The 21,708-nt window shown below is 69.2% G+C and carries 19 protein-coding genes; 8 read left to right on the forward strand and 11 right to left on the reverse strand.

Annotated features, from left to right (window positions below; all coding sequences use genetic code 11):
- Nucleotides 1-214: 214 nt before the first annotated feature.
- Complete coding sequence (locus tag AZOLI_RS08260; RefSeq protein WP_014248150.1) at nt 215-685, forward strand: Fur family transcriptional regulator; 471 nt, start codon at nt 215-217, stop codon at nt 683-685.
- Nucleotides 655-1,830 carry a CobW family GTP-binding protein gene (locus tag AZOLI_RS08265; protein WP_014248151.1) on the forward strand — a complete coding sequence of 392 codons (1,176 nt, stop codon included), beginning with the start codon at nt 655-657 and terminating at the stop codon, nt 1,828-1,830. Before AZOLI_RS08260 ends, AZOLI_RS08265 begins: the two co-directional genes overlap by 31 nt.
- A 223-nt stretch (nt 1,831-2,053) precedes the next feature.
- Here AZOLI_RS08265 and AZOLI_RS33595 read toward each other — a convergent pair whose 3' ends face one another.
- The 3 genes from AZOLI_RS33595 to AZOLI_RS08280 form a co-directional block, all read right to left on the reverse strand.
- A complete protein-coding gene (locus AZOLI_RS33595; protein WP_044550667.1) occupies nt 2,054-4,015 on the reverse strand; it encodes a M1 family metallopeptidase in 1,962 nt (653 codons plus the stop codon).
- Nucleotides 4,016-4,084: 69 nt separating this feature from the next.
- Entirely contained in the window at nt 4,085-5,740 is a 1,656-nt protein-coding gene (locus tag AZOLI_RS08275; RefSeq protein ID WP_162488023.1) for a methyl-accepting chemotaxis protein, read from the reverse strand.
- A 178-nt stretch (nt 5,741-5,918) separates the two neighbouring features.
- Nucleotides 5,919-6,536 (reverse strand): gamma-glutamylcyclotransferase, encoded by a 618-nt coding sequence (locus AZOLI_RS08280; RefSeq protein ID WP_014248154.1) that lies wholly within the window; start codon nt 6,534-6,536, stop codon nt 5,919-5,921.
- A 93-nt stretch (nt 6,537-6,629) separates the two neighbouring features.
- On the opposite strand from AZOLI_RS08280, the gene AZOLI_RS08285 reads away from it, so the two are divergent.
- Both AZOLI_RS08285 and AZOLI_RS08290 read left to right on the forward strand, forming a co-directional pair.
- Nucleotides 6,630-7,694 (forward strand): DUF2125 domain-containing protein, encoded by a 1,065-nt coding sequence (locus AZOLI_RS08285; protein WP_162488024.1) that lies wholly within the window; start codon nt 6,630-6,632, stop codon nt 7,692-7,694.
- Between the two features lie 149 nt (nt 7,695-7,843).
- Nucleotides 7,844-8,611, forward strand: a complete 768-nt coding sequence (locus tag AZOLI_RS08290; RefSeq protein WP_044549873.1) for a class II glutamine amidotransferase — start codon at nt 7,844-7,846, stop codon at nt 8,609-8,611.
- Between the two features lie 132 nt (nt 8,612-8,743).
- Here AZOLI_RS08290 and AZOLI_RS08295 read toward each other — a convergent pair whose 3' ends face one another.
- The 4 genes from AZOLI_RS08295 to AZOLI_RS08310 form a co-directional block, all read right to left on the reverse strand.
- Nucleotides 8,744-9,961, reverse strand: coding sequence for an ATP-binding response regulator (locus AZOLI_RS08295; RefSeq protein WP_014248157.1), 1,218 nt, complete (start codon nt 9,959-9,961; stop codon nt 8,744-8,746).
- 107 nt (nt 9,962-10,068) lie between these two features.
- Nucleotides 10,069-10,518: a DNA polymerase III subunit chi gene (locus AZOLI_RS08300; protein WP_014248158.1), complete on the reverse strand. Its 450-nt coding sequence runs from the start codon at nt 10,516-10,518 to the stop codon at nt 10,069-10,071.
- A gap of 20 nt (nt 10,519-10,538) precedes the next feature.
- Nucleotides 10,539-12,047 (reverse strand): leucyl aminopeptidase, encoded by a 1,509-nt coding sequence (locus AZOLI_RS08305; protein WP_014248159.1) that lies wholly within the window; start codon nt 12,045-12,047, stop codon nt 10,539-10,541.
- A 283-nt stretch (nt 12,048-12,330) separates the two neighbouring features.
- Nucleotides 12,331-13,728: an RsmB/NOP family class I SAM-dependent RNA methyltransferase gene (locus tag AZOLI_RS08310; RefSeq protein ID WP_014248161.1), complete on the reverse strand. Its 1,398-nt coding sequence runs from the start codon at nt 13,726-13,728 to the stop codon at nt 12,331-12,333.
- A 367-nt stretch (nt 13,729-14,095) separates the two neighbouring features.
- Between AZOLI_RS08310 and mltA the strand changes: the two genes are divergently transcribed.
- The 4 genes from mltA (at nt 14,096) to AZOLI_RS33600 (ending at nt 16,843) form a co-directional block, all read left to right on the forward strand.
- Nucleotides 14,096-15,262, forward strand: a complete 1,167-nt coding sequence (gene mltA / locus AZOLI_RS08315) for a murein transglycosylase A (RefSeq protein WP_014248162.1) — start codon at nt 14,096-14,098, stop codon at nt 15,260-15,262.
- A gap of 14 nt (nt 15,263-15,276) precedes the next feature.
- Nucleotides 15,277-15,819 (forward strand): GNAT family N-acetyltransferase, encoded by a 543-nt coding sequence (locus AZOLI_RS08320; RefSeq protein ID WP_162488025.1) that lies wholly within the window; start codon nt 15,277-15,279, stop codon nt 15,817-15,819.
- Between the two features lie 58 nt (nt 15,820-15,877).
- Complete coding sequence (locus AZOLI_RS08325) at nt 15,878-16,642, forward strand: TrmH family RNA methyltransferase (protein WP_014248164.1); 765 nt, start codon at nt 15,878-15,880, stop codon at nt 16,640-16,642.
- 69 nt (nt 16,643-16,711) lie between these two features.
- Nucleotides 16,712-16,843 (forward strand): hypothetical protein, encoded by a 132-nt coding sequence (locus AZOLI_RS33600; RefSeq protein ID WP_014248165.1) that lies wholly within the window; start codon nt 16,712-16,714, stop codon nt 16,841-16,843.
- 4 nt (nt 16,844-16,847) lie between these two features.
- Here the strand turns inward: AZOLI_RS33600 and recN are convergent, their stop codons facing one another.
- The 4 genes from recN to AZOLI_RS08345 all read right to left on the reverse strand — a co-directional run bounded on the left by recN (nt 16,848) and on the right by AZOLI_RS08345 (nt 21,664).
- Nucleotides 16,848-18,524: a DNA repair protein RecN gene (recN, locus tag AZOLI_RS08330; RefSeq protein WP_014248166.1), complete on the reverse strand. Its 1,677-nt coding sequence runs from the start codon at nt 18,522-18,524 to the stop codon at nt 16,848-16,850.
- Nucleotides 18,525-18,532: 8 nt separating this feature from the next.
- Complete coding sequence (locus AZOLI_RS08335) at nt 18,533-19,348, reverse strand: outer membrane protein assembly factor BamD (RefSeq protein ID WP_014248167.1); 816 nt, start codon at nt 19,346-19,348, stop codon at nt 18,533-18,535.
- Nucleotides 19,349-19,629: 281 nt separating this feature from the next.
- Complete coding sequence (locus tag AZOLI_RS08340; protein ID WP_162488026.1) at nt 19,630-20,355, reverse strand: protein phosphatase CheZ; 726 nt, start codon at nt 20,353-20,355, stop codon at nt 19,630-19,632.
- Between the two features lie 211 nt (nt 20,356-20,566).
- Nucleotides 20,567-21,664 carry a protein phosphatase CheZ gene (locus tag AZOLI_RS08345; protein WP_014248170.1) on the reverse strand — a complete coding sequence of 366 codons (1,098 nt, stop codon included), beginning with the start codon at nt 21,662-21,664 and terminating at the stop codon, nt 20,567-20,569.
- Nucleotides 21,665-21,708: the final 44 nt, after the last annotated feature.

Here is a 21,708-nt window from a genome sequence, read left to right on the forward strand (position 1 = left end):
TTCAGCGGCCCGGTGCGGCCGCCCTGTCCCGCCCAGCCTTCCGGGTCAGAGCGATAAGGACGCCGGCCGCTCCGCCGCGGTCGCTGCATGTCCAGGCTTGCAAAGAGCCCGGCCCCAAAAAGAACAACCGCCACTCGGCAAGGCGGCCCCAACCCCGGGGCCGCCTTTTCCATGCGCGTTGCGTCGCCGGCCGAACTGTTATAAAGTAACACCCATGCCCTCGCCCCACGACCATACCCACTGCATCGCCGACGCCCTGACCCGTGCCGACGCGCTGTGCGCCGAACGGGGGGCGCGGCTGACCGCGCTGCGCCGCCGTGTGCTGGAGCTGGTGTGGTCCAGCCACCGGCCGCGCGGCGCCTATGCGATCCTGGAAGACCTCAGCCAACAGGACGGCAAGGCGGCGGCGCCGCTGACCGTCTATCGCGCGCTGGAGTTCCTGGTCGAACAGGGGCTGGTCCACCGCATCGAATCGCTGAACGCCTATGTCGGCTGCGCCGCACCGGGGGCGGTCCATTCCGGGCAGTTCCTGGTATGCGATGCCTGCGGCGATGCGGCCGAGATCGACGATCCGGGTGTCGGTTCGGCCATCGTCGCCGCGGCGGCCGAGCGCGGCTTCCGTGTCCAGCGCCCCACCGTCGAGGTGCGCGGCCTGTGCAAATCCTGTCAGGAGAAACCCCGTTGAGCGCTCCCGCCGCCTCTCCCGCCCGCCTTCCCGTGTCGGTGTTGACCGGCTTCCTCGGCAGCGGCAAGACCACGCTGCTGCAGGCGCTGCTGCGCAACCCGGCCATGGCGCGCACCGCCATCGTCATCAACGAGTTCGGCGAGGTCGGGCTGGACCATCTGCTGGTCGCCAAGGCGTCGGAGAACATGGTGTTGATGGACAGCGGTTGTCTGTGCTGCACCATCCGTGGCGATCTGGTCGACACGCTGCGCGACCTGTTCCTGAAGCGGGTGAAGGGCGAGATCCCCGATTTCGACCGGGTGGTGGTGGAGACGACCGGGCTGGCCGATCCGGCGCCGATCATCCACACCCTGATGTCGGACCCGCTGCTGGCCGCCCGTTTCCGCCTGGACGGGGTGATCGCCACGGTGGACGCGGCGCATGGCTCGCTCCAGCTCGACCGCCAGCCGGAAAGCGTCAAGCAGGCCGCCGTCGCCGACCGCATCGTCCTGACCAAGACCGACGTGGCCACCCCGGCCGCGACCGCCGCCCTGATGCAGCGCCTCGCCGCCATCAACCCGGCCGCCCCGATTCTTCCGGCCGCCCATGGCGAGATCGACCCCAAGCGGCTGTTCGACGCCGGGCTCTACAATCCCGAGACCAAGAGCCCCGACGTCGCCCGCTGGCTGCGCGAGGAGGCCTATCGCGACGAACAGGCCAAGGCGCACGATCATGGGCATGAGCACGGGCATGACCACGATCATCACCATCACGATCATGGCGACCACGAGCACGGCGATCATTGCGGTCCCGACTGCGGTCATGACCACCATCACCACGACGCCAACCGCCATGACGATCACATCCGCGCCTTCTGCATGGTGATCGACCGGCCGATCCCGTGGAACGGCTTCGTCGACTTCATGGAGGCGCTGATCGCCCAGTCCGGCGAGAATCTGCTGCGGGTGAAGGGTCTGCTGAACGTTCAGGAAAGCGATCTGCCCGTGGTCGTCCACGGCGTCCAGCACATGTTCCACCCCCCGGTCCGCCTGGAGGACTGGCCCAGCGACGACCACCGCACCAAGCTGGTCTTCATCACCCGCGACGTCGGCCAGTCGGTGATCGAGCCGCTGTTCAACGGGCTGGTCTGGGGCGAGGGGAAGTAGGCGGAATAAGCATCGGCTACTGGGAGCCCCCTCCCCATCCCTCCCCCGCTCTCAGCGGACCTACGGTCCGCCTGTCGCGTCAGCACAAAGCGGAGCTTTGTGCGAGAGCTTCGCGGGAGAGGGGGTAGGATGCTTGGCGGTGCGGCTTCATCGCGGAGCATCGGCAGTCCCCTCTCCCGCGTAGCGGGGGAGGGTTAGGGAGGGGGCACTCGAAGCCGACGCCTCACCTCCCCACCACCCGCCGCAGCGGGCTGTCGCCGACCGCCCACACCCCGCGGTCGGCCGCCTTCGCTCCCTCGAACACCAACCAGCTCTGCCGTCCGTAATGCGGCAGCGGCCGGACCAGCGCCTGCAACGCCGCGGCATCGGCGCCCGACACCACCAGCGCCGTCCGCCCGTCCGCCGCGCGCGACACCCACACCCGCGCGCTGCCACGCCCGGCCAATTCCGCCGGCACCGGCGCCAATCCGCGCCTCTCCAGTTCCCGCACAACCGCCGCGTCGGTCCCGACCAGCAGCACCGGCGCGCCCGAGCCGCCGCTCTCCCGACCGGCGCCGTCCATCAGCCGGCCGGCCAGCGCCCGCGCCGCCTCCGCCGCGTCGCCATCGGCGGCGATCACCCGCTCGGCAGCGGGGCGCAGGGTGACGTCGCGCAGGATCGGCGGCGCCTCGCCCGGAGCCAAACGGCGGAACAGGTCGAAATCGGGATCGACGGACACCGCCCGCACCGCCGCACCGGCCGGCACGCGCAGCGTCGCCTCCTTCACGTCGAAACGGACACTGCGCTCCTCCACCCCCGCCGCCGTCTCCAGCCGCACCGGCACGGTCAGGGCATAGGGCTTGTCGGCCTCCTGCCGCAGGGTCAGCAGCACGCCGTCACCATCGGCGCGGGCATCCGCCAGAGTCAGCAGCGGCGCGCCGCGACGCTCCAGCCATTGGGCGAACAGCCCGCCCAGGTCGCGGCCGGACGCCGTCTCGAAGGCGCGGCGCAGGTCGCGCCAGCCGGCATCGCGGAAGGCGTGGTCGCTCCAGAACCGCCGGATGCCGGCGTCGAAGGCCTCTCGGCCAATCTCCGCCTCCAGCATATGGAACAGCATCGCCGCCTTGCCGTAGCCGACGATCTGCGCGGCGTCATGCGTCTTCGACAGGAACTCCGTCAACGGGCGGTCGCGCTCGGCCGGCAGGGCGGCATAGTCGCGCAACCAGTCCAGCCGCATCGCCCGCGCCGCGTCGGCACCGCGGTCGCGCGCGGCGGCGTAATCGGCCATATAGGTGGTCAGCCCCTCCGCCCAGTTGCCGCCGCTCCCCACGCGCACGCCGTTGCCCCACCAGTTGTGCATGATCTCGTGGGTCAGCGACTGGCTGCGGATGAAGGGCAGCGGCAGGACCGAGCGGCCGATGGCGGTCAGCCCTGGAAAGCCCAACCCCACCGGTGGCGGAACCGAAACGATGCTGAAGCCGTCGAAGGGATAGGCGCCGATGCGGGCGGCCCCGGCGGCAATCGCCTGCTCCGACAGGGCGAGATAGCCGTCGGCCAGCCCGGTCTGTTCGGGATGGCGGTAGAGACGCAGGCGCAGGGCTCCGGCCATCCGTTCCTCGACCGTCCAGGGGCCGGCGAAGACGGACGGCTCCTCGACGCTGCGGCTTTCCTCGAACACGGCGCGGTAGCCGGCGGCATCGCGCCCCTCCTCCACCAACCGCCCGGTGGCGACGGCGACATAGGGCGCCGGCACCCGCACCGACAGCCGCCAGCTGGGCGGCCCGTCCGCATCGGCGGCCGGCTCGGCTCCGGCGTCAGGAAGCCAGCCGCCCTGCCCCGGCAGGAAGGCGCCCTCCCGGTCCGACGCCACCCCGATCCCGGCGGTGAAACCCGGCAGACGGCCGCCATAGCGGATGGTCACCGCCCCGCCCCCTTCCGGCAGATTCAGCCGTAGCCGATCGCCCCGACGATCGACGTCAACAGGGCGGTCGCCGATCCGCACCTCGTGCAGGGTCAGCGCAGGGTCGAGCCGCAGCGTCCGTGTCCCGCCCGGCAGGGTCAGGCTGTCCACCGCCTCCATCCTGCCGGCGGCGGGATCGAGCGTCAGCTCTATGTCGTGGTGAAGCGGCGCGGCACCGGCTGGGGCGACGACGCCCAGGACCAGCGCCGCCAGGGCCATGGCCCGGAGTCGCGAGATCGTCATCATGCCCACGACTATAACGCCGAAACGGCCAGGAGCCAGCGGCAGCCGGCTCACTGCCCGTTCGTTGGAGGCTCAGGCGGCCCGGATGTTGGCGACGAAGCCTTCGACCTCGCCGCGCAGCTTCTCCGCGACCCCCACCAGCCGGTCGGCTTCGCCGAGCATCGCCTCGGCCTTGCCGCCGGCATCGACGGAAGCGTCGTTGGCACCGGCCACGTTCAGCGACACCATCTGGGCGCCCTCCGCCGCATTGTGGACATTGCGCGAAATCTCCGAGGTCGCCGCCCCCTGCTCCTCGACCGCGGCGGCGATGGTGCTGGCGATGCCGGTCATCTGCCCGATGATGCCGCCGATGTCGCGGATCGCCACGACCGCCGCGTCGGTCGCCTGCTGAATCTCCGAAATCTTCCGCTGGATGTCCTCGGTGGCTCGGGCGGTCTGGCCGGCCAGCCCCTTGACCTCGCTGGCGACCACCGCGAATCCCTTGCCATGCTCTCCCGCGCGGGCGGCCTCGATGGTTGCGTTCAGGGCGAGGAGATTGGTCTGGCCGGCGATGGAGTTGATCAGGCTGACGACTTCACCCACCTCGTTGGCGGCACGCACGAGGCCGTCCATGATCTGGTTGGTCTTGGTCGCTTCGTCGACCGCGCGATGGGCAATCTCGCTCGACACGCCGGCCTGCTTCCCGATCTCGCTGATCGAGCTGGTCAATTCCTCGGCGGCTGCGGCGACGGAACCGATGCTCGCCTTCGCCGAATCGGCGGCCTGGAACGCGGCGCTGCTGCGGTCGGTGGCGATGCCGGCGCTGTCGGTCAGGGTTCTCGCCGTCACCCGCATGGTTCCGGCCGAGGCCGTCACCAGCCGCACCACCTCGCCGATCGAGCGCTCGAAGGAATCCGCCAGCGAGGCGAGCAGAGCCGCGCGGTCCGCCTGCGCCTTCACCCTGATCTCCTCCTGCTGGAGGCGCAGGCTATGGTTCTCTGCGGCGCGATCCTTGAACACGCTCATCGCCGCTGCCATCTCGCCGATCTCGTCACGACGGCCGGAATCGGTCACTGTTACGTCGACGTCGCCGTCGGCAAGGCGGCGCATGACCTGGGTCAGCCGCGTCAGGGGCTTGGTGATGGAGCGGGCGATCAGCAGCGCCATGAGCGCCGCAATGCCGCCCAGCAACGCCGCGATCAGAGCGGCTTCGAGCGCATGGGCGCGGAAATCGGCCTCGATGTGGTCGACGAAGACGCCGGACCCTACCACCCACTTCCATCCGGGCGACATCGCCGCATAGGCAACCTTCAGGAGCGGCGCTTCATCCGCGTTCCTCTGCCAGGAAAAATAGACATGTCCGCCGCCGGCGCGTGCCGCCTCGCCCAGCATCCGGGCATAGGGTACGCCGTTCACATCGCGGACCCCACCGAAGTCGCGCCCCTCCAACTGCGGTTGAACCCCGTGAACCAGCAGCTTGTTGTCCGGGCTGGTGATGAAGAAATAGTCGGATCGGCTGCCATACCGCATGGAGCGGATGACATCGCGCGCCTTCGTCTGGGCGTCCTCGACGGACATTTCCCCCTTGGCCGAGCGATCCTCGAAATAGCGGACGACGCCCATTGCCACTTCCACCACGGCGCGGACCTTGTCCTGGTTGGCCACCTCCTGGGAGGTCCGCATCGACTGCAGCAGAAGCGCACTCCCCGCGACGAAGACCAGCAGCATAACAATCGGCAGGCTGATCAACTTCCTGTTTATAGTAATTCTCAATGTCATCTGAGACTCTCGTCAAAGGTCGTGCGTTTCCCAATCATCATAAACGCCCTCGACGCCCACGATGAAGATGCTTGAAACCCCAATTTTTGACAGAATCCAAGGGCGAAGACGTCTGGACGCGACTTTTGAATATACAGGCAATATTTTCTTATCCGTCAGCAGTACGAATCTGCTCCAACGCAAGGGTCAGAAGCCGGGCAAGCCTGTCGTCCCGGATCCCCAGATCATCCAGATGCCGGACCGTATTCGCGAGATAGTCGATGTTGGGACCGCGCTCACCGCAGCAGCCGCCGATCCGACAGACGACCGCAGCCTCGTCCAGGCCGCGGCAATATTGCGGATGATCGCGGTCGACGACGAAACAACAGGCGCGCACCGCCTCCAGCCCCTCGACCGACCGGCCGTCGCGCAACCGCACCTGCAGCAGCTTCGGCCGATAGACGCGGTTGATCATCTCCCGGTCCCACAGACAATCGAGCGTGGCCGGCACGTCGGCCGCCGCCACCCGGAATACCATGCCTCGGCAAGAGCCGCCGCGGTCGAGCCCGAGAACCAGCCCCGGCCGCTCCGGCGTGCCTCGATAACGGTGGGAGGCGACGCAGAAACTGCGGTGATAGCCCGGCAGCGTCGCGGCATGCCGCTCGACGAAGGGAAATTCCGGGTTCCACATCAGGGAGCCATAGCCGAACACCCAGAGGTCGCTGCCGGGTTCGACCGCGATGTCGGCGGACCAGGCGGGACGCGGAAGCTGCGAATCGGGAGCCATCGGGTATGGAGACTGTCCAGAGGCGAATCGGCGATGCCCAAACCTAGCATGCGCCTTCCGGGGTCGCTATAAGGGTACGGAGATGGAACGGACATGCCACCGATGCGACCCAACGCCACCACCTCCGCGCCGCGCCGCCTGCTGACCGGGCGCAGGATCGCCATGATCCTGATGCTGATGGTCCTGTTGCTGCCGGCCGTCGTCTATACCCTGTGGTGGTGGCAGGCGGCCCGCGCCGTGCGCGGCGGGCTGGAGGACTGGATCGCCGCGCAGCGCGACAACGGGACCGTGGTGGAGCATGGCGGCCTGACCGTCGGCGGTTTCCCCTTCGCCCTGCGGGCGGAACTGGAGACGCCGCATCTCGCCACCCGCGGCGCCGAATGGCAGGGCACGCGGATGGTGGCGGAGGCGGCTCCCTGGAACCCCACCCGGATCGCCCTGACCTTTCCCGGCGAACAGCGCCTGTCGGTGGTGCAGCCCGGCCAACCGCCAATCGACATCCTGGCCCCGCAGGGCGGCAGCGGCGACGTGACCATGCGGATGTCGGGCACGCTGGAGCGGCTGGCCCTGCGCTTCACCGGCCTGACCGCGCAGGTCGCCGGACAGACGGTGCCGGTCGCAGCATTGGATGTCGCCGCCGCCCAGCCGGACCAGCCGCCGGCCGAGCGCACCACCGCCGGCCTGACGCTGACCCTGTCCGCCGACGGCCTGACCCTGCCCGACGGCTTGCTGCCCACGCTGGGCCGCGAGGTGAAGCGGACGGAGCTGACCCTGCGCGTCATGGGCACCCCGCCCCGCCCCGAACCGGCCAGCCTGTCGGCCTGGAGCCGCGACGGCGGCACGGTCGAGGTGGACCGGCTGGCGCTGGACTGGGGGCCGCTGGGAGCGGTGCTGTCGGGCACGCTGGCGCTGGACGCGCAGTTGCAGCCGCAGGCGGCCTTGACAGCCGAGATCCGCGGCGCCCCCGCCATTCTGGACGCGGTGAAGCCGATGATGCGCCCGAACGAGGCCGCCATCGCCCGCACCGTCCTGACCATGCTGGCCCGCCCGACCGGCCCGAACGGCGAGCCGGTGGTCACCGCCCCCGTCACCGTGCAGGACCGCGCCCTGTTCGTCGGCCCGCTGCGCGTCGCCGCCCTGCCCAGGGTCGTCTGGTGACAAAAGCGGGGCATGCCCGCGCGGAACCGGCGGAAATGCAACACCTGCCCGGACCGATGACGAATTCGTGACTCCGCCCCCTTGTTTCACACTCCGCATCGGGTCAAATTGACGCAGTTCCTGTCGCGGCTGCCATGGTGCGTCGGTCGATGTGTCGGTTCCTTGCCTATTGCGGCGAACCTGTGTTCCTGGAAACGCTGGTCTGCACGCCCTGCCATTCCCTGATCGAACAGTCGATGCACGCTGCGGAGGCGAAGACCGAGACCAACGGTGACGGTTTCGGCGTCGGCTGGTACAGCGAGCGGACCGAACCCGGCCGCTATTGCGAGATCCGCCCGGCCTGGTCGGACGAGAACCTGCAGTCGATCTGCAGCCATGTCCGCTCCCACCTGTTCTTCGCCCATGTCCGGGCCGCCACCGGCACCGCGGTGAGCCGGGCCAACTGCCACCCCTTCAAGGCCGGGCGCTTCCTGTTCATGCACAATGGGCAGGTCGGCGACTGGCCCCGCCTGCGCCGCAAGGTGGAGGCGATGATCCCGGACGAGCTGTATGGCGCCCGCACCGGCACCACCGACAGCGAGGCGATCTTCCTCGCCGCTCTCGGCCAGGGGTTGGAGCGGGATTCGGTCGGCGCCTTCCAGCGCGTCCTGCACGCCATCCGCGACGAGATGCGGGCGCTGGACATCGCCTCTCCCCTGCGCTTCACCGCGACCTGGACCGATGGCGAGCGGGTGTGGGCGGTGCGCTGGGCGTCGGACGACAAGCCGCCCAGCCTGTACTGGCGGCGCGGCGACAACGGCCTGATCGTGGTGTCGGAGCCGGTCGATTCCCAGCGCGACCAGTGGCGCCCGGTCCCGCCCGGCGGCGGGCTGGTCGCACGCATCGGCGCGGCGCCGGAGATGTTCGTGTTTCATTGAGGGAATGCGGGAGCGGATGCCCCCTCCCTCCCACGCCTTCGGCAGGAGAGGGTGAGTTTACGAAGCGGCGGCAGTCCCCTCTCCCTCGAAGAGGTGGAGGGTTAGGGAGGGGGCAAATCCGCTGCCAAACCTTCACCCCCCCAGCAACCGCTCCTTCGGCAGCAGGATCGTCACCGCCGTCCCCCGCCCCGGTGCGCTGTCCACCTCGACGCCGCCGCCATGCAGCTCGGCGAAGCGCCGGACGATGGGCAGGCCCAGCCCCACCCCCTCATGCTGGCGGACCAGCGAGCGTTCGGCCTGGGTGAAGGGGTTGAAGATGCGGCCCATCAGCTCCGCCGGGATGCCGGGACCGTCGTCGCGCACGGTCACGCCGACGAAATCGCCGCGGTCCTCCACCGCCAGCGCGACATGGCCGCCGGGCTGGGTGAACTTCACCGCATTGTCCAGCAGGTTTAGCACCATCTCGCGCAGCCGGCGGCGGTCGAGGCGCATGCGGAAGGCCGGACAGGGATGGACCGTCACCGCCAGCCGCTTGGCGGCCGCCTTCGGCGCCAGCAGGTCGGCGCAGCCGGCCAGCAGCTGGGGGACGTCGACGTCGCTCTCCTGGATCTCGATCGAGCCGGTCGAGCCGCGCGTGTAGTCCAGGATGTTGTTGACCATGGTCAGCAGCGACCGGCCGCTGTCCTCGATCAGCTTCACATATTCCAGATAGTCGGGATGGCCCAGCTTGCCCATCCCCTCCCCCGCCAGCACGTCGGCGAAGCCGATGATGGAGTTCAGCGGCGTGCGCAGCTCGTGGCTGACCACCGCCAGGAAATCCAGCTTGGCGCGGTCGGCCTTGCGCGCCGCCTCCAGCGCGTCCGACAGCTCGGCCGTGCGTTCCGACACCCGGCGTTCCAGCTCGCGGTTCTGCTCCGCGGCACGGCGGTAGAGCTTGCGGATCTCCACCATGTTGCGGACGCGGTGCAGCAGTTCCCAGGCGATGAAGGGCTTGGTCAGGAAGTCGTTGGCGCCAAGTTCCAGCGACTTGCGCCGGGTTTCCTGGTCGGTCTGGGCGGTCAGCACCAGCACCGGCACGTAATCGTCGCCGAAGACCGGCTTCAGCCGCTCCATCAGTTCGAAGCCGCTCATGTGCGGCATGCGGATGTCGATCAGCAGCAGGTCGAACGCCTCGGCCGCGCAGAGGTCCGGCACCTTGCGCGGATCGGTCTCGCCGAGAACGCGGGTGTAGCCGTCGTGACCGAGGATTTCGCGCAGAAGATCGACGTTGGACTGGTTGTCGTCCACGATCAGGATGCTGGCGTCCCTGACCTGCTGGGCGAGCGCCGGGTCGAACTGGCTCCTGTTCATTGGGGAGCTTGCACCTTTGACCATCCATACGGGCAAATAGATTTGCCTCCGAACGGATCAAATGCAAATGAAATGATCAGGAATGGTTGTCTGCGGCGCCACCCCGGTCAGGCACGCTTCTCCCAGCCGCCGCGCTCGGTCTGCTGCCAATAGGTCAGGGCGTGGCCGGCGGCCTTGCAGGCCTTCCAGCGCTGACGGGCGGCAAGCACCGCCTCGTCGTCGTTGCCGTCGAACAGGTCGCAGACGAGGTCGTAGCTGTCCATCCGGTCGCTGACGCAGCCGTCCACCGTGACCAGCACGGTGGCGCCGTTGGGGTTCTCGTCGGCATCGGTCAGCCACACCGGCTGCTTTTCGGCGAAGCCGTCGCGCGCCGCCCCGTGCGGCAAGAAGGAGCCGGGATCGTAGGTCCACAGATGCTGGTTCAGCATGTCCACCCGCTCCGGCGAACCGGCGAGCACGACGGCGCGCCAGCTCCGCTCAAGAACCTTCTCCAGGATCTTGGGCAGCGCCTGCTCCATCGTGCGCCGTTGCAGGTGGTAGAAGCGGACTTCGGTCATGGCTCCTTCACGCACGCCTGTCAGCCTTCGTGGAAATCCGCCACGAAGCGGTCGAGCAGGCGCACGCCGAAGGCGGAGGCGCCCTTCGGCACGGTCGCGCCGTCCTTCTTCGCCCAGGCGACACCGGCGATGTCGATGTGCGCCCACGGCACGTCGTTGACGAAGCGCTTCAGGAACTGCGCGCCGACGATGCTGCCGGCGCCGCCGCCCGACCCGGTGTTCTTCATGTCGGCGGCCGGCGATTCGATCTCCTTGTCATAGGCGTCGCCCAGCGGCATGCGCCACACCGGCTGGCCCACCTTCAGGCCGGCGGCCGTCAGGTTCATGGCGAGGTCGTCGTCGTTGGCGAACAGGCCGGCATGCTCATGGCCCAGCGCCACGATGACGGCGCCGGTCAGGGTGGCGAGGTCGATCATCAGCTTGGGCTTGTAGACGTCCTGCGCGTACCACAGGCAGTCGGCCAGCACCAGACGGCCTTCGGCGTCGGTGTTGATGACCTCGATGGTCTGGCCCGACAGCGAGGTGACGATGTCGCCCGGACGCTGCGCCGTGCCCGACGGCATGTTCTCCACCAGACCGACGATGCCGATGGCGTTGACCTTCGCCTTGCGGGCGGCGAGCGCATACATGGTGCCGATCACGGTGGCGGAGCCGCCCATGTCCCACTTCATGTCTTCCATGCCGGCCGCACCCTTGATGGAGATGCCGCCGCTGTCGAAGGTCACGCCCTTGCCGATGAAGGCGACCGGGCGCTTGTCGTCGGCATCCGGGTTGCCGTTCCAGCGCATGACGACCACGCGCGGCTCGAAGGCGCTGCCCTGGGCGACGCCCAGCAGGGCGCCCATGCCGATCTTCTTCAGCTTCTTCTGGTCGAGGATCTCGACCTCGACGCCGAACTGCTCCAGTTCCTTCGTCTTCTCGGCGAGGGATTCCGGATAGATGACGTTGGCCGGCTCCGACACCAGATCGCGGGTGAAGCGGATGGCGTCGGCCAGCGTGTCCAGCTTCTTGAAGGCGGCCTTGGCGGCACCCTCTTCCTCGACCAGCAGCGTCAGCTTGCGCAGGCTGGGCTTCGGCTCCTTCTTGTCGGCCTTGCGGTCGTTGGTCCGGTACTTGTCGAACTTGTAAGAGCGCAGCTGCGCGCCGAAGGCGATCTCGGCCGCCGCGGCGGCGGGCGACTGCGTGGCGCCTTCCGGCAGCTCGACCAGCAGCGCCGCCTCTTCGGTGGCCTTGTCCAGGGCGACGGCAATGGCGCCGCCGGCGGCCTGGAGGATCAGGTCGGTGAGGTCGGCACCCTTGCCGATGCCGACCAGCAGGATGCGGTCCAGCTCGGTCCCGGCCGGGGCGAGGAGCGTCAGCGTCTCGTCCTTCTTGCCGGTGAAGCGGCCGGCGGCCATGGCGCGGGCCAGCGCCCCGCCGGTCTTCTGATCGAGCTCGCGCCCGAGCGGGCCAAGACCGCGGTCGGCGGCGACGGTCACGGCGAGCACGCCGGAGGCAGGCAGGGACGGCTTGGCGAAGGAGAACTTCATCTGGTCCTCTTGGGAGGTGGGGCGGATATGCCCGGACGAATTCAGCGGCGGAAAGCCTACCCCACCGATAAGGAGCGCGCCACCCCGGCTGTCAAGGGTGGGAGGGTTCCTCGCGATGCCCCCTCCCTCCCGCTTCGCGGGTCCCTCCCTCCCCCGCTTTGCGGGAGAGGGTGGACTTGCAATGCGGCGGCAGTCCCCTCTCCCGTGATCGGACCGGCCTTCGGCCGGCCGAGAGCGGGGGAGGGTTAGGGTGGGGGCAATCGAAGCCGACGCCCCCACTCACTCACGCATCGATCGCCTTGCCCAGCTCGACCGGATCGACCTCGCCCTGCTCCAGACCGACGTCGGACACGTTCTCCTCCGACACGCTCTCCTCCGCGCGGCGTTCCAGCACGGCGGCGAAGAAGCCGTCGGTATCGTGCTTGGCCGGCGTCAGGCGCAGATACGGACCCTCGACCGGCGGGGCGCCGGCCTCCTCCTCCGCCCACACCTCGGCGACGGACTTCACGATGAAGTCGTGGTGGGTCTGCAGGAAGGCCTCGACCTGCGCTTCGTTCTCGTCATGCAGCATGGAGCAGGTGGCATAGATCAGACGCCCGCCCGGCTTCACCAGACGCGCGGCGCTGTCCAGGATGTTGGCCTGAAGCGGCAGCAGCTGTTCCAGCCCCGGGCCGAGCTGGCGCCAGCGGGCATCCGGGTTGCGGCGCCAGGTGCCGGTGCCGGAGCAGGGCGCATCCACCAGCACGCGGTCGAACTTGCGCTTGTGGCGCTTCACCCAGGGGTCGCGCTCGCTGGTCAGCGGATGGGCTTCGATGTTGTGCAGGCCGGCGCGGCGGAAGCGCTCGGCGGCGCGCTTCAGGCGCTTGTCCAGCACGTCGCAGGCGACGACACGCCCCTTGTTCTTCATCAGCGCGGCGATGGCCAGCGTCTTGCCGCCGGCCCCGGCGCAGAAATCGACCACCTGATGGCCGGGCTTCGGCGCGACCGCCAGCGCAACCAGCTGCGAACCCTCGTCCTGGATCTCGACCAGACCGTCCTTGAAGGCGTCGACGCTGCCCAGCGGTGGCCGGCCCTTCACCCGCAGGCCGAGCGGCGACCAGCGCGTGGTCTCCGCCGTGATCTGCGCCTTGGCCAGCGCCTTGATGGCGCTCTGCTGGTTCGCCTTCAGCGGGTTGATGCGCAGGTCGAGCGGCGCCGCCTCCAGCAGCTTCTCCATCTCAACCCCGAAGCGGTCGCCCAGCGAGGCGCGCATCGGCGCTTCCGCCCATTCCGGACACTCCACCCGCACCGTCTCCGGCATGTCGGGATGGTCCATCGTGTGGCTTTCCAGCTTGCCGACCATCGCCAGCTCGTCGTCGGTCAGGCGGGCGGGGGCGAATTTGCCGCCGCTGAACATCTCCAGCACCACGCCGGCGTTGCGGTTCTCTTCCAGCAGCAGATAGGCCAGCACGCGGGCGCGCGGGGTGGGACGCTCGTAGCCCGCCCACTCGATCCACCAGCCGAGCCGCGCGTGGCGCCGCAGGATCGCGTAGGCCATCTGGGCGACGGCAGTGCGGTCCTTCGACCCGATGTAGCGGCGGTTGCGGAAATAGGCGCTCATCACCGCGTCGGCGGGGCGAGGGGTCTCGTCGATCTCGGTCAGCAGATCGATGACCGCCTGGAGGCGGGCGGCGGGTGTCATGGCGTCTGGTCCCTTGGGGTGTCTCATGGCGGCGAACAGGACCGGGGCCGGCATGGTCCGGGTCGATGATCCGGGGTTCGGGCGGTCCTTCGCGTATGGGCTGTCGATACCGCGTTTGCCGCGCGCTGTCACGCGTCCCCGCCGCGCGGCTGCCCAGACCGCGACTCGGGAAGGCCGCTCGGCACCCTCCCCCGTGACAAGCGGCCGCGACCTATCCGAAAGTGCAGGTTGGATATTGACGACTCGGGGTAACCACCGGCACAAACGTTCGGGTGATGTGACCTTCGCGTGACCGGTGCGGCCCCTGCGGCCGGCGGGCGGCCGGGTCTTCGACGGAAATGATGGATCTTTGCGGCGGAGTTGCGCGATGGCGGCTGCGGCTGGGGTGGCGTGTGTGCGCGTGTTGAAGCGGGCCGGAAGGCTGTCGCTGGTCGCGGGCCTTCTGGCGACGCTGGCGGCCTGTGCCGGCACCACTCAGATGGTCGAGGGCCAGCGCCCGACGGCACAGCGCCCGACGCTGGATCAGGTGGCCCCCGACTTCCGCCATCTTGCCGGCTGGATCGACGACGACCATGCCCAGGCGGTCCCCGCCCTGCAGCGCACCTGCGGCTGGGTGAGGAACCAGCCGCCCGGCAAGCCGCTGGGGCCATTGCGCGCCGCCGGCACCACCGACGACTGGCGCGCCATCTGCGCCGCCGCCCGCGACCTGCCCCCCGGCGACAGCGAGGCGGCGCGCCGCTTCTTCGAGGCCTTTTTCGCCCCGCGCGACGTCGCCAACGGCGAGGATGGCCTGTTCACCGGCTATTACGAGATCGAACTGCGCGGCAGCTGGACGCGCACCGAGCGCTACAACGTCCCGCTCTACCGAATGCCGCCGCGCGGCAAGCGCGGCCTGCCCACCCGTGCGCGGATCGAAGCCGGCGCGCTGAAGGGCAAGGGGCTGGAGCTGATGTGGGTGGATGACCCGGTCGACGCCTTCTTCCTGGAAATCCAGGGCTCCGGCCGAGCTATCATGGCCGACGGGTCGGTGGTGGGCATCCATTACGGCGGCCAGAACGGTCACAGCTATTATCCCATCGGCCGCCATATCATCGACCGCGGCGACGCCACGCCGGAACAGATGTCGCTGCAGCTGATCCGCCGCTGGCTGAAGGACCATCCGGCCGAGGCCCAGCGGGTGATGAACCTCAACCCCTCCTACGTCTTCTTCAAGGTGAAGCCAGAGGTCGGTGCCCGCGGCGCCCGCAACATGGAGCTGACGCCCGGCCGCAGCCTTGCCGTGGATGCCGAGCATATCCCGCTGGGCGTGCCGCTGTGGCTGGAGGTGCGCGACGCCCCGGTGCCGGGCGGCGCGATCAAGCGGCTGGTTGTGGCGCAGGACACCGGCGGCGCCATCAAGGGCCCGGTGCGCGGCGACCTGTTCTGGGGCCACGGTCCGCAGGCGGAGGAAGGGGCCGGCGTGATGAAGGCGCGCGGCCGCTACACCATGCTGGCGCCGCGCAACCTGTCGGTCGAGACCGCCCAGCGGAAGTGAGGACGGCGGAAGCGATGACGGCTGGAGGGGGCATCCGGCTGGAACGGCTGACCGACCTGCCGGACCGGGAGGCGGCGCTGGCGGCGCTGGAGGAGATCTTCTTCGCCTCCACCACCCGGACGGAGTTCGCATCGGACGCGGATCGCGCCGCCTTCCTCGCCACTTGGACCGGCTGGTACGTGGCCGACGCACCGCGCGACATCTGGATGGCGGTGGCGGGCGACGGGCTGGTGGTGGGCTATCTCACCGGCTGCAAGGACAGCGCGGGCACGCCGGAGCTTGCCCGCCGCATTCCGAAATATGAGGTCTTCGCCGACCATTTTGCCGCCTATCCCGCGCATTTCCATGTGAATGTCCGGCCGGGCTGGCGGGAGCACGGGCTTGGCCGCCGGCTGGTCGACCGCTTCGCCGAGGATTGCCGGGGCGACGGCCTGCCCGGCGTGCATCTGGTCACCGCCGTCTTCGCCCGCAATGTCGAGTTCTACCGGCGCGCCGGCTTCACCGACGCCTGCCAGCGCGGACCGCTGCTGCTCCTGGGCCGGAACCTGAAGACCTGACTCCATCGGCACGGCTGTGCTAGGCAGAAGGCATCTCCCTGCCGGAAAGCCCGTTGCCATGACCCGCCCGCCCCTGCTGATCGAAAGCCCGCAGAACCCGCAGTTCAAGCTGTGGGAATCGGCGCTGGAAAGCCGCGGGCTGAAGAAGAACGGCAAGTTCCTGCTGGCCGGGCTGAAAACCGTGCCGGAGGCGCTGCGCCAGCATCCCGACCGGTTCGAGCGCATCCTGTTCACCGACCCGGCGCAGATATCGTCCTGGCGCCTGCCTCCCGGAGTGGAGCCGGTGCAGCTCGCGCCTGCCCTGTTCAGGACGCTCGACGTGTCCGGCACCGGCTTCCCGCTGCTGGTCGGCGCGGTGCCGAAGATGCCGGCCATCGATCTGTCGCAGCCGCCGCAAGGGCTTGAACTGCTGTGCGCGCTGGGCGATCCCAGCAATCTGGGCGCGTTGCTGCGCAGCGCAGCATCCTTCGGCGTGTCACGGATCGTGCTTCTGGAGGGGGCGGCGCATCCCTTCCACCCCAAATGCCTGCGGGCGGGGTCCAACGCGCAGTTCGCGCTGACCCTGCTGCGCGGCCCGCGCTGGGCGGCGGTGAACGAGGCGGCGGGGCCGCTCTATGCGCTGGACGGCGGGGGAGAGGATTTGACCCGCTTCGACTGGCCGGCGGACATGCGGCTGATCCTGGGCGAGGAAGGCCAGGGCGTGCCGGCCGACTGTCCGGCGACGCGGCTGTCGGTGCCGACGACCGGCGCGGTGGAGTCGCTGAACGCCACCGTGGCGGTCAGCGTGGCGCTTTTCGCGCGGTTTGCGGCGGTGCGAGAATAGGACGGGCCCCCGAGACCGTCACCTCGCCAATTCTGGAAAGGGCGTTTCAGGCTCGATGGGCTGCTCCACATGATCGATCCACCGGCCGCCTTTCGCCAGGAGGTCCCTCTGCCGGTCCACCGCGACCGGCGCGACGTGCGGGCGGTGGAGTCGTTGGCGCGGCCGTTCCGCCGCCATGCAAAGGCGCTGGCGGGAGGCTGACCGCTCAGCCGCGGCCGGCGATCAGGCTGTCGGCCGCTGCGCGGGCTTCCGCCGTGACGGTGGCGCCGGACAGCATGCGGGCGATCTCCTCGCGCCGCTCGTCGCCGTCCAGTTCGGCGACGCCGGTGGTGACCTGCTCGCCCTTCTGCGACTTCTGAACCTTCAGGTGGACGGCGCCGCGCGCCGCGACCTGCGGGCTGTGGGTGACGACCAGAACCTGCAGGCCATGGCCCAGCGTTTCCAGCCGTTCGCCCACCGCCGCGGCGACGGCGCCGCCGATGCCGGTGTCAACCTCGTCGAACACCAGCGTGCCGACGGTGGAGGTCTGAGCCAGCACCACCTTCAGCGCCAGCATGAAGCGCGCAAGTTCGCCGCCCGACGCGATCTTGTTCAGCGCACCCGGAGGGGAGCCGGGGTTGGTCGCGACCTGGAAGGCGACGCGGTCGATGCCGGACGCGTTCCATTCCGGCTCGTCAAGCGGCTCGACCAGCGTGCGGAACTTGGCCTTTTCCATCTTCAGCGGCGCCAACTCGCCGGCCACCGCCACGTCAAGCCGGCCGGCGGCCTCGCGGCGGGCGGCGCTCAGCGCCTCGGCGGCCTTGTGGAAGGTGGTGCGGGCCTGCTCCGCCTCCTTCGCCAGCTTGGCCAGCAGGTCGCCCTGATCCTCGATCAGCAGCAGGCGGCCTGCCATCTCCTCGCGCAAAGCGGCCAGCGCGTCCACATCGACGCCATGCTTGCGGGCGGCGGCGCGCAGCGCGAACAGCCGCTCCTCCAGCTTTTCCAGCGCCCGCGGATCCATGTCGACGCCGCTGGAGACGGCCTGCAGGGCGGCGATGGCCTCCCCCGCCTCGGTCGCGGCGCGGTCGAGCGCGGCGATCACCGGGTCCAGCGTGCCGCCGGCCCGGTCGGCGATGCGGCTCAGCGTGCGGATGGCGGAGGACAGCGCCCGTTCGACACCGCGGTCGCCCGAAAGCTCCGCATAGGCGGCGTTCATGCCGTCGACCAGCTTTTCCCGGTGCATCAGCACCGCGCGGGTCTCCGACAGCTCCGCCTCCTCGCCGGCCTTGGGGGCGAGCGCGTCCAGCTCGGCCACCGCGTGGCGGAGATATTCCTCTTCGGAGCGGGCACGGGCGATGTCGGCGGCGGCGGAATGGCGCGCGTCCTCGACCTGCCTCCAGGCGCGGTAGGCAGCGGCGACCTGCGCCGCCTGCGCCGACAGGCCGGCATAAGCATCCAGCACGCTACGGTGGGTCTGCGGGTTCAACAGGCCATGGGTGTCGAATTGCCCATGGACCTCGACCAGTTCGGCGCCGAGCGACTTCAGCAGGCCGACGCCGACCGGCTGGTCGTTGACCCAGGCACGGCTGCGGCCGTCGGTGTTGACGGTGCGGCGGATCACCAGCGAGCCGTCACCTGAATCGGCGTCCAGCCCCTGTTCCTTCAGGATGGCGAAGGCGGGGTGGTCGCCCGACAGCTCGAATTCCGCGGTGACGGAGGCCTGATCGGCGCCATGGCGGACCAGACCGGAATCGGCCCGCGCGCCGAGGGCAAGCCCCAGCGCGTCGAGCAGGATCGACTTGCCGGCTCCGGTCTCGCCGGTCAGGGCGCACAGGCCCTTGCGGAAGGACAGGCTCAGCCGCTCGATCAGGACGACGTCCCGGATCGTCAGCGACACGAGCATGGAGCGTCCTAGAACAGGGAGTTCCAGGCTTTGCTGATCCACGACTTCTCGTTTCGCTCGGGACGCAGATTGGCGTCCACCAGCAGTGCGTAGCTGTCCGTGTACCATTCGCTGCCGGGGAAGTTGTGGCCGAGCACGGCCGCGGCGGCCTTCGCCTCGTCGGTCACGCCCAGCGCCAGATAGCACTCCACCAGCCGGTGCAGCGCCTCCGCCACATGGGACGTGGTCTGGTAATTTTCAACGACGACGCGGAAGCGGTTGATCGCGGCGGTATACTGATGCTGACGCAGGTAGAAGCGACCGACCTCCATTTCCTTGCCGGCAAGGTGGTCGTTGGTCAGGTCGATCTTCAGCTTCGCGTCGCGGGCATATTTGCTGTCGGGGAAACGGCGCACCACCTCCGACAGGGCGTCGAGCGCCTGCCGGGTCATCCGCTGGTCGCGGCGCACATCGGTGATCTGCTCGTAATAGCACAGCGCCCGCATGTAATAGGCGTAGTCGACATCCGGGCTGCCCGGATGAAGCTGGATGAAGCGGTCGAGCGCCAGGATGGCGTCGTCGTACTTCAAATCCTGATAGTGGGCGTAGGCGGCAAGAAGCTGCGCCTTGCTGGCCGACTCGGAATAGGGATGCTGCCGCTCCACCTCGTCGTAGAGCTTTGCGGCCTTCTTGAAGGCCTCCTCGCGCATCGCCGCGTCGGCTTCCGACAGAAGCTGGTCGGCCGGACGTTCGACATACGCGTCCTCCTTGGTGGAGGAGCAGGCGGTCAGGGCGGCGGACAGGAGGATGGCCGTCAGCGGCAGGCGGTACGGGCGAGGAAGCATCGTCGTCTTGGGCGCTTTCGAAGTTGCCCCTGTATAGCACGCCGGGGTGAGGGCGCCGCAAGCGGTAACGCGGGGGTGGGCCGGGCAATCGGATTTGAGGAGCGCAGATTTGGTCGAGCCCGTCTCCCCTCGCGGGAGAGGGGTTGGGGGGAGGGGGCGCAAATCTGGATCGCCACCAGCCTTGCGGCCGGGATCCCCCTCATCCCAACCCGCGGGTCGGCAAAACGCCCTTGGCATTTGGCCGATCCCGCCCCGCCAGGGGAGAAGGGCTTTTTCTCCCCCTACCCGAACAGCGCGTCGATGTCGGCCTGGCTGATGTTGCCGCTGTCGGGGGTGGCTTCGGCCGGGCCGTGCAGGTCGAGATTGTCGTCCTTCTTGGTGACGGACGGCGGCAGCGGCATCGCCTCGAACTCGCGCTTGTTCCACAGGCCCATCATGGCGTCGACACGCTCCTCGATGAAGGACATGGCGCGGACGACCTTGGTGATGCGCTGGCCGGTCAGATCCTGGAAGTTGCAGGCCTCGTAGATGCGGACGATGACGTCGACCATGTCGTTGACGCGGTCGTTGTGATAGCCCTCCGGCAAGGACGACTTCAGCTCCGACACCACCTCTTCCAGCTCTTCGGCGCAGGCCATGATGGTGTTGGTCGCGGCCTCCGTCGCGGCGACGACGGCGCTCAGTTCCTGGCTGGCCTGCTCGAACTTGTCATCGCCGGCCAGCGGGTGGCGGATGGCGGCCATCTCCACCTTGGTCGCCTTGATGCGGCCGGAGATGTCGGCGATCTCGACCTGGATCTGGTCGATCTGCGCCGCATCCATGGCGAGGAAGCGGTCGAGCTTGGCGCCCAGTTCGCTGACGGCCCGCAGCACCTCGGTGTTGTCGGCCTGCACCACCTGGGTCGGCACCGGAAGCGCCGCGGCGGCGGCGCCGTCTTCGATCAATGCCTGGAACGGGTGCCCGGACTTGCGGGCTTTCTGAAGCTCGGCCATGAAGGGCTTGGTCATCTGCTTCATCCTCGGTCCCGCCTCTCGGAAACGGCCGCCTATGGCCTGGGTGGTGAATATGTGTGGGATGGTGGAATGTCTGGTTGCGTACCGGGTCTGCGTTCTGGAGCCGTCGACCGCGCCACATGGGGCCATCGGCCTGCAGGGCGGGTCAATCGGGGGAAACCTAGAGGAAGAGCCCTGCCGGACGGGCCGGCACAGCTTCCCCGCCCTATCCGAAGAGAGCGTCGATGGCCGCCTGATCGAGCGGCACCGGTGGCTCCGCCGCTGCGGGCGGCGGGGGCGGTGCGGCCGGCTTGGGAGCGGCCTTGGCCTTCGGCGCCGCGCCGGGCGGCTTCGGCACCGGCTTCTTCGCCGGGGCGGGTGCCGGGGCCGGGCTGTCGAACATGCTGTCGATGTCGGCCTGACTCGCCTGTACCGGTGCGGCGGCGGGCGCCGGGGCGTCGAACATGCTGTCGATGTCCGCCTGGCTCGACTGTATCGGAGCGGCGGGCGCGGGGGCGTCGAACATGCTGTCGATGTCGGCCTGGCTCGCCTTCACCGGGGCGGGCGGCGGGGGCGGAGGTGGCGCGGGGGCGGGCGCCGGAACGGCGGCCGGGCTGTCGAACATGCTGTCGACATCGGCCTGGCTGACGCCGTGACCGTCCAGCTGCGGACCGTTCAGCAGATGCGCATCCGGCCGGCTGTCGGTCTGCTCCTCCTTGACGACGATGCCGGCCAGCCCATCCTCGCCCCAGATGCTGATCATGGCCATGACGCGCTGCTCGATGTAGCGGAGCGCGTTGACCACCTTGCTGGTGCGCTGGCCGGTCAGGTCCTGGAAGGAACAGGCGGTGAAGATGTCGTTCACCTGCGTGTCGATCTCGCCGCACATGGCGGGATCGGCCCCGCTCGCGCGCAGCTTTCCCGCCAGATCCATCAGCCGTTCGGCCGCATTCAGGATTTCGAAGGACGCGCGTTCGGTCGAGATGACGATGGCATCGAGTTCGTTCGTGGCGGAGAGGATCTTGTCGCCCGACCCGTCGGGCGGCCGCAGTGCCGCAACCTCCCGCCGCGCCTGTTCGATCGACGCCGCCATTTCCATCAGCTCGCGGCGCAGGACGCCGACATGCTTGCCGGCCTCCACCGCTTCGTTCTGCCGGTTCCAGGAGTCGCGGAACTCCTGGAGCATGGCGCGCACCTCTTCCGTCGCGGCCCCGAGGGACCGCCGGTGAAGCCGCCGCAGAAACGCCCTGCCCTTCGCCGATCGGGCGATGGCGTCCTCGATCTGCTCGAACTCCTCATCGGACAGCTGCGGAAGCTGCTCCAAACCGGTCCACTCCCCAAACTGGATTCGCCAGCCGCCCCAAGGAC

Origin of the sequence: Azospirillum lipoferum 4B, assembly GCF_000283655.1 — a bacterium.
Lineage (GTDB): Bacteria > Pseudomonadota > Alphaproteobacteria > Azospirillales > Azospirillaceae > Azospirillum > Azospirillum lipoferum_C.